Annotated in this window: 10 protein-coding genes; 6 read left to right on the top strand and 4 right to left on the bottom strand. The window is 70.1% G+C overall.

The genetic code is table 11. The features are described from left to right. The first annotated feature begins 7 nt into the window (after positions 1–7). Positions 8–934, top strand: a complete 927-nt coding sequence (locus BM109_RS38165; RefSeq protein WP_093355064.1) for a LysR substrate-binding domain-containing protein — start codon at positions 8–10, stop codon at positions 932–934. 15 nt (positions 935–949) lie between these two features. On the opposite strand, the gene BM109_RS38170 is transcribed toward BM109_RS38165, so the two are convergent. Further along, positions 950–1,456, bottom strand: a complete 507-nt coding sequence (locus BM109_RS38170; RefSeq protein WP_218159452.1) for a DUF2165 family protein — start codon at positions 1,454–1,456, stop codon at positions 950–952. Positions 1,457–1,568: 112 nt separating this feature from the next. Here BM109_RS38170 and BM109_RS38175 point away from each other — a divergent pair, with 112 nt between their 5' ends. The 3 genes from BM109_RS38175 to BM109_RS38185 all read left to right on the top strand — a co-directional run bounded on the left by BM109_RS38175 (position 1,569) and on the right by BM109_RS38185 (position 4,116). After that, positions 1,569–2,465, top strand: a complete 897-nt coding sequence (locus BM109_RS38175) for a LysR family transcriptional regulator (protein WP_093355068.1) — start codon at positions 1,569–1,571, stop codon at positions 2,463–2,465. Positions 2,466–2,572: 107 nt separating this feature from the next. Beyond that, the gene (gene wrbA, locus BM109_RS38180) at positions 2,573–3,175 is read left to right on the top strand and encodes an NAD(P)H:quinone oxidoreductase (protein ID WP_093355071.1); all 603 of its coding nucleotides are present in this window, start codon (positions 2,573–2,575) and stop codon (positions 3,173–3,175) included. 11 nt (positions 3,176–3,186) lie between these two features. Continuing rightward, positions 3,187–4,116 (top strand): glutathione S-transferase C-terminal domain-containing protein, encoded by a 930-nt coding sequence (locus BM109_RS38185; RefSeq protein WP_093355073.1) that lies wholly within the window; start codon positions 3,187–3,189, stop codon positions 4,114–4,116. On the opposite strand, the gene BM109_RS38190 is transcribed toward BM109_RS38185, so the two are convergent. Further along, positions 4,026–4,601, bottom strand: coding sequence for a peroxiredoxin-like family protein (locus BM109_RS38190; RefSeq protein ID WP_093355076.1), 576 nt, complete (start codon positions 4,599–4,601; stop codon positions 4,026–4,028). The two genes, BM109_RS38185 and BM109_RS38190, sit on opposite strands and share 91 nt — an antisense overlap. Positions 4,602–4,697: 96 nt before the next feature. Between BM109_RS38190 and BM109_RS38195 the strand changes: the two genes are divergently transcribed. Further along, positions 4,698–5,333 (top strand): TetR/AcrR family transcriptional regulator, encoded by a 636-nt coding sequence (locus tag BM109_RS38195; RefSeq protein WP_093355079.1) that lies wholly within the window; start codon positions 4,698–4,700, stop codon positions 5,331–5,333. 16 nt (positions 5,334–5,349) lie between these two features. Here BM109_RS38195 and BM109_RS38200 read toward each other — a convergent pair whose 3' ends face one another. Together BM109_RS38200 and BM109_RS38205 are read right to left on the bottom strand one after the other, a co-directional pair. Beyond that, positions 5,350–6,576, bottom strand: coding sequence for a type II toxin-antitoxin system HipA family toxin (locus BM109_RS38200; protein WP_093355081.1), 1,227 nt, complete (start codon positions 6,574–6,576; stop codon positions 5,350–5,352). After that, on the bottom strand, positions 6,573–6,890 hold the full coding sequence (locus tag BM109_RS38205; protein ID WP_093355084.1) for a helix-turn-helix domain-containing protein: 318 nt from the start codon (positions 6,888–6,890) through the stop codon (positions 6,573–6,575). The genes BM109_RS38200 and BM109_RS38205 overlap by 4 nt, the downstream gene beginning before the upstream one ends. A 195-nt stretch (positions 6,891–7,085) precedes the next feature. On the opposite strand from BM109_RS38205, the gene BM109_RS38210 reads away from it, so the two are divergent. Beyond that, on the top strand, positions 7,086–7,490 hold the full coding sequence (locus BM109_RS38210) for a hypothetical protein (RefSeq protein WP_256223054.1): 405 nt from the start codon (positions 7,086–7,088) through the stop codon (positions 7,488–7,490). Positions 7,491–7,584: the final 94 nt, after the last annotated feature.

A 7,584-nucleotide genomic window follows, 5' to 3' on the forward strand; every position in this document is an offset into this window, starting at 1 on the left:
CCGCACCATGGCCACCCGCGGCAAGCTCCCACCGCTCAATGCGCTGCGCGCCTTCGAGGCGGCGGCGCGCCACCTGAGCTTCAAGGCCGCGGCCGAGGAGCTGTGCGTGACCTCGACCGCCATCAGCCACCAGATCCGGCATCTCGAGAGCCTGGTCGGCATGCGGCTGTTCGACCGCACGCCGCGCGCCATCAGCCTCACCGAGCCCGGTCGGCGCCTGTTCCCCGTGCTGCGCGACGGCTTCGACCGGCTCGCGCAGGCGGTCGGCGAACTCAGCGAGGTCAGCCATTCGATCTCGGTCAGCGTCACGCCCGCCTTCGCCTCGAAGATCCTGATCCCGTCGCTGGCCGGGCTGCACGACGCGCATCCCGAGATCCAGCTGACCGTGGATGCCACCGAGCGCCTGGCCGACGTGGCGCGCGGCGAGGTCGACCTGGCCGTGCGTTACGGACCGCCGGCCGATGCCGCGAGCCCGGCGCTCGCGCCCGGCCTGCGGGCCGTGCCGCTGTACACCGACCGCTACTTCGCCTGTGCCTCGCCGGCCTGGGTGGCCGGCCGCGCGCTGCCGATCGCGGCGGCGCAGCTGCCCGGCGAGCGCCTGCTGAGCTATGCGTGGAAGAACCCCGCGCTGCGCGGCCCGACCTGGCCGCGCTGGATGCAGCATGCGGCCGTGGCGAGCTTCGACGAGGGCCGCTGTGTGCTGTTCAGCGAGGAGAGCCATGCCCTGCAGGCCGCGATCGACGGCGCGGGCGTGGCGCTGGTCAGCAACCTGCTGGTGAGCCGGGACGAGGCCGCGGGCCGGCTGCTGCGGGTCTGCGCCGAATCGCTCGACGGGCTGCAGTACCAGTGCGTCTCGCGCGCCGACAACCCGAAGATCGAGACGCTGCGGCGCGTGGAGGGGTGGCTCGCGGGATTGATGCCGGTTGCCGAGTGAAGCGCACTGGCTCCATCAGGCGCGCGCCAGTGCCGATGGCAGGTTGAGCACGGCGAAGCTCAGCAGTCCCCAGCAGCCGAGCAGCAGTTGCGTGAGCAACAGGCCTTCCTGCCTGATCCAGGCGCCGAACGACAGCCCCGCGATGCACATCGCCGACCAGCACAGCACGAAGGCGCCGAGCCCGAGGTTGAGGCAGGCGAGGGCGGAAGCCGACGCGAAACGCAGCGGCTCGCAGGCGATCAGCAACGTGCCCGCCAGCAATGCCAGCGCGCTCACCGCCTGCAGCGCGATCACGCCGAGCAGCGCGAGCCGGTGCACGGCCGGCGATGCGATCGCGCGCCGCCGCAGCGGCAGCGTGTCGAACGGCGGCTCGCGCAGCAGCACCATGCCCATCGTGAGGCCGATGGCGCCGGCCGAGGCCTGGAAGGCCTGCAGGTTGTTGAGGACCGCGACGCTCATCCACGCCGCCAGGCCGGCCGCGACCGCGAGCTGGAACATCCACACCGAGATTTCTGGATCCACATGCACTCCTTGAAAGGGATGGCGAGAATGTAGAAGCCGCACCGCCGCGAAGGCGGCGCGCCCGCGCCAACACGATGTTGCTGGCCGCGCAACAGCCCACCCAGGTCACCCCATGCGTCCCCCTCTGGAAGAACTCGAAGCCTTCCTGCTCGTTGCCGAAACGGGAAGCTTCACCAAGGCCGCGCAGCGGCTCGGACTGTCGAAGTCGGTGCTGAGCCGCCGCGTCGGCGCGCTCGAGCGGCGGCTCGGCGTGCAGCTGGTGCATCGCACCACGCATGCCGTGACGCTCACCGAGCTGGGCACGGGCTTCCAGGAGCGCACGCGCAAGGCGCTCGAGGACCTCGACGATGCGGTCGATGCGAGTTCGCGCGGCGCGGCCGCCGTGCGCGGGCTGGTGCGCATCACCGCGCCCACCAACCTCGGCGTGCTGCACGTGCTGCCGGCCATCGCCGAGCTGATGGCGCAGCACGAGGGACTGGAGATCGACATCGAGCTCAACGACCGCTATGCCGACATCGTGGGCGGCGGCTTCGACCTGGCGCTGCGCATCGGCGAGCTCAAGGACTCGACCCTGGTCTCGCGCCGGCTCGGCACCGTCCACCGCGCGGTGGTGTGCAGCCCCGACTACCTCGCGCGGCGCGGACGTCCGTCGACGCCTTCCGACCTCGAGGCGCACGAGTGCCTGGCCTACGCCAACATGGGCGCGGCCGATCAATGGCGCTTCCTGGTCGATGGCGAATGGAAGGCCGTGCGCGCGGGCGGCCGGCTGCGCACCAACGATGGCGCCGCGTTGCGCGCCGCGGCGCTCGCGGGCCGCGGCCTGGTCGGGCTGCCGGCCTTCATCACGCAAGGCGATGTGCAGGCGGGCCGGCTCGTGCGCGTGCTCGAGGAATTCCCCATGCCCGAGGCCGGACTGTTCGCGCTGTTCCATTCGAGCGCGCGGCTGCCGGGCCGCGCCCGCGCGGTCGTCGAGCACCTCGGGGCTCATTTCCAGCGCATGGGTTTCTGATTGCCGTTGTGCCGTGCGCAACACGGTTGTGCGCCGTGCCGGGCTACCCGCGCCGCGGTCCTGTCGCTAACTTCGCGGCCTTCACTCCACTCACGAAGGCTGCTGCGATGCCCGCGAAGATCCTGGTTCTCTACTACTCCTCCTACGGCCACGTCGAGGCGATGGCCGACGCCGTAGCCGAGGGCGCGCGCGCGGCCGGCGCCGAGGTGCACGTCAAGCGCGTTCCCGAACTCGTGCCGGACGAGGTCGCGCGGGCCGCGGGCTACCAGCGCGACCCCGCCGTGCCGATCGCGACGGTGGACGAGCTGCCCGGCTACGACGCCATCCTGTTCGGCACGCCCACGCGCTACGGCGCGATGGCCGCGCAGATGAAGAACTTCATCGACCAGACCGGCGGCCTGTGGTCCGAGAACCGGCTGGTGGGCAAGGCCGCCGGCGTGTTCGTCTCGACCGGTTCGCAGCATGGCGGCCAGGAGTCGACGATCCTCGGCTTCCACACGGTGCTGCTGCACCTGGGCATGGTGGTCGTCGGCTTGCCCTACAGCTTCGCGGGACTGAATCGCATGGACGAGGTCGCGGGCGGTTCGCCCTATGGCGCATCGACGCTCTCGGGCAGCGACGACGCGAGGCGGCCATCGGCGCTGGAACTCGACGGCGCGCGCTTCCAGGGGCGGCACGTGGCCACCATCGCCGGCAAGCTCGCGGCCTGAGCGGCGCCGCGATGGTCGATGAAACGCAAGCGCTGCCGCTGTATGGCGAGCTCGACGGGCTGCGGCTCTACGTCTCGCATGCCTGTCCCTTCGCGCACCGCGTGCTGATCGGGCTCGCGCTGACGGAGGCGGTCCATCGGCTGCCGGTCCGCGTGGTCGAGCCCGTGATGGGGCCGCAGGGCTGGGTGCTCGATCCGCCGGACGAGTGCACCGGCGCCACCACGCTGCGAGATATCTGCAGCCGCGCGCAGCCCGGCTTCGAAGGGCGCGCCACCGTGCCGATGCTCTACGACGCACGGGCGGATCGCATCCTCAGCCGCGATTCGATGCGCATCCTGCGCTGGATCGACCGGCGCTTCGGCCGCGGCGCGGACACGAGCCTGTTCGCGCCAACGCTGGAGCCCGAGCTCGGCGCGCTGAGCCGCTTCATCGCCGAGGCGATCAACCATGGCGTCTACGATGCCGGCTTCGCGACCACCCAGCACGCGCACGACCGCGCCGTCGAGCGATTGTTCTCGGCGCTCGCGCTGCTGGAGAAACGGCTGTCGCCGCGCCCGTCGTGGCTGTTCGGCGACCGGCTCACGGTGGCGGACATCCAGCTCTTCACCACGCTAGTCCGCTTCGACCGGGTCTACCACACCCTCTTCAAGTGCAACTGGCGCCATGCCTTCGAGCACCCGAGGCTGTGGGCGCTCGCGCAACGCCTGCATGGCCTGCCCGGCGTGGCGGACACCGTGCGGCTGGACGACATCGCCCAGCACTACTACCGCAGCCTGCCGACGCTCAATCCGTCGGGGATCGTGCCGCGCGGGCCGGAGCTGCCGTGGCCCGCGCGATCCGGCATCGCGCCTCAGCCGATGGTGCCCGGGCGCGGCGCGCTGGACACCGGCGGGGCCACGGCATCGCCCACCCGCTTCAGCAGGTCGTCCACTTCCCAGTGATCGTCCGCGTGCTGGCCGTACTTGCAGGCCACCACGCGGCCCCGAGCGTCGATCAGGAAGTCCGCCGGCAGGCCCAGGATGCCGTTCTCGGCCTTGCGATAGAAGCGGCCGGTGGCCAGCACCCAGCGCAGGCCGCTCCAGAACACCCCGGGATGCAGCACCGCGCGCCACGAGGTCTCGACGCCATAGGCGCGGTAGTACCGCTTCGTCGGATCCGCGATGCAGTCGAAGGGAAGCTGGGCCTGGTACTCGAGCATCTCCTCGGGCGACGAATGGAAGAACACGAGCTGCCGCACGCCGGCCGCGGCGATCTCCGGCTGGCGCAGGCTCATCGTGCGCAGGTGGAAGTTGCACACCGGGCAGCCGGCGAAGCGGCGGAACTGCAGGTGCAGGTAGGGCGCGCCGTCGCTCGGGATGCGGACGGACTGGCCGAGGATCGTCCGGGCGACGAGTGCCGGCGCGATGGAACCCGGGGTGAGCTTCATGTGATTCCTTGCTGGAAGGCGGTGGAAGATTCAAATACGTACGATGTACGTAAATGACTATAATCGTCCCGTCCGAAGAAAGTCAATGGAGCAGCGATGGGCCGACCCGCCAGATTCACGCATGCGCAACTGCAGGCTGCCGCCCTGCGCCTGCTCGACAGGGAGGGCCTCGCCGGCCTCTCGATGCGCTCGCTCGCGGCCGAGCTGGGCACGGGCGCGATGACGCTCTACAACTACGTGCCGCAGCGCGAGGCGATCGATCTGCTGGTGATCGAGGCGGTGCTCGCCGAGGTGGCCTGGGATCGCGGGCCGTACGCCGCATGGGGCGACGAGGTGCGCGCCATCGCCACCGCGCTGTGGCGCGCGATGCGTGCGCATCCCCACGCCATTCCGCTGATCCTGACCCGCCGCAGCCGCGCCCCGGCGACCTTCGAGGTGGCCGAGGCACTGCTGGCCGCGCTGGCGCGCAGCGGCCGTTCGGGCACACGGTTGCTGGTGGCCTTCCGGGCCATCTCCGCGCTGGTCACGGGCATGGCGCAGGCCGAACTGGCGGGCCCGCTGTCGCTGCAGGCGGCGGAATCGGCAGAGGACACCATTGCGCGTTTCCGCGCGCTACCGGCCGATCGCTTTCCGCAACTGATCGGCGTGGCTTCCGCCGCGATGCGGAGCACGGCGGAAGATGAATTCCAGGCGAGTCTTCGGTTGTTGCTGGCGGGGTTGGAGGCGGGTTGATCGCGCGGGCACCGCATCAAGCGCGCACGAGTCGCGCGCGGCACTTGTCGACCGTCGTTTTCATCTGCCGCACCGTCGCTCGGCGGATCGGACAGTCGGTCGCGCGTTGCGCGAAGGTCGCGGCCTGCGCCAGCATCCGGTCGAGGGTTGCCTCGGCCGCAGCCGCCGGCACGCCGCCTTCCGAAGCCAGGCGCACCAGGTGGCTCCGTTCCACGGCACGGGCCTCGCCGCAGATGTCCATGTGGTGCTGCCCCATCGGGCCTTCGCTGAAGCTCAGGTCGAAGGCAGGCGCCAGCCGCCAGCGGCGATCGCGTTCGAGGCGCCACGCGAAGTTCTTCGGGTGGTCGTCGCGGTTGTGGAACAGCACGTTGAAGACGGCTCGCGCATAGGCCTTCTCGACTTCGCGCTCGTCGCGGGTCAGGAAGCGCGTGGCGCGCAGCAAGGCGGTGTAGTCCGTGCTGCCCGGGATGCGGAAGTCCAAATGCAGCAGGCTCGCGAGGCTTTGCACCGGCGCGCGCAATCCCTGTTCGCGATCGAAGCGTGCCACGCTAAAGGCCGCCAGCGCGGGCGACAGATCGAACCATGCACTGGCCGGCATCTCCAGCCCGCAGTCGCGCGCGAGCTGCGCATACATCTGCTCGATGACGCAGACCTCCTTGTGCTCGCCTTGGGCAGGGAACTTCACCAGCCAGGGCTCGCCCGGGGCGTCGCTGCGCGTGCTCACGTGCCCCGACGCCGCGTCGTACTGCACGAGGGCCTTGGGTCGCGCGCCTTGCGGGGAACCACCGGTCAGCGCCAGTTCGCGCAAGGCGGCGCCCGCTTCCCCGGCCAGGGCGCGTTCGCTTTCCTTCGCCAATGCCAGCAGGTTCCAGTCCGGCTCTTCGGCATCGGGTGGCGTGGCCGGCACGAAGCGCAGGGCGCCCATGGCGCGGTCGCCGACGAAGGCCAGGCGATCCAGCGGTCCGGGATGGCGCAGCCCCTGCTGGCGAAACAGCCGGTCCATCAGCAGCAGGCCCCAGCCGTCGGGCAGGCTGTCGGCGATGAGGCCGGGCAGGCGGTGCAGATGCTGCGGGAAACCGCCATGGGCCGTGGCGCGCAACGGAAGGTGCAGCGGCGACAGTTCCAGCCCTTGTCCCAGCGCTTCGGGCGCGTACTCGAACAGCAGCGTGTGGCCGTCGTCGGCCAGCCGGCCCAGCGGCCAGTCCTCGCCCCAGCCGCAGTAGCGGACGGCCAGCTGTTTCATGAACGGCTCCCTCGTCGGCGTGTGGCCCGCTGCCGTTGGCTCACGGCTTCCGCCTGCTCCATCTGGGCGATGGATTGGCGCTTGAGCACGAACAGGTCTTCCAGCTCATTCACCAGGCCAAGCGCCTGTACCGCGCGGACCAGGGTTTCCAGCGAGGTCTGGCCGCTGCTTTCCAGCTTGCGCACCGCACCCAGGGAGAGGCCGGCCATCTGGGCCAGCTCGCGCTGAGGCACCTGCTGGGCCAGCCGCTGCGCGCGCACGCGCTGGCCCAGGGCCAGCAGGACTTCGGTAGCGGGTGCCAGAGCAAATGCCATTCTTATGGTCTTTATGTCACGTTTTCAAAGATAAAAGCCATTCTAGTGGTTCTTAAAATTCAAATAGGTGTCCCTGTCGACGGGCTGGCCGGGCATGCGGCTTTTGCCTACGCGAATGCCGGACGCTCGCCTTAGGCGACCGCGGCCCGCGTGGGAGAGGCTGGCGTTCAACACATCAGCAAAGCGGAGATTTCAATGACGATCCAGCCGAACACCCCCCGGTCCCTGTCCGAACCGAGCGCAGAAGAGCTGACGCCGCTGGAGATTTCGCGGGCCGTCCTCGAAGGCGAGGAAAACCCCAACACCGCACGCGCCATCACCCCACTGGAGCGCGCCGCCTCCGGCACGCCCGCGCACCCCGAGCGCGAGCGCTCGGCCCTCAGCCGCGCGTTGCACAGCCCCGCCGTCGCATGGGGCGGCGCCGCGCTCACGGGCCTGGGCCTGATCGCGGCCTTGGTCTATGCGCGCCGCTCGCCGCCTTCGCGTTGGCAGGCACTCCAGGCGCTGCCTTCGAAGGTGCTGCCGTTCAAGGCGCGGGCCATGAAGGCCCTGCCGTCGAAGTCGGAGTCCTTGAAGGCGCTGCGTTCGTTCAAGATCTGAGAGGGTGTATTTGAAATAAACACTCACACGTTATCCTCGTCCCATACGCAATGCTGCAACGCAGGAGGTGACGAGTGGGGACGACGACGCGAGA

It is taken from the genome of Variovorax sp. PDC80 (assembly GCF_900115375.1).
Taxonomy (GTDB): domain Bacteria; phylum Pseudomonadota; class Gammaproteobacteria; order Burkholderiales; family Burkholderiaceae_C; genus Variovorax.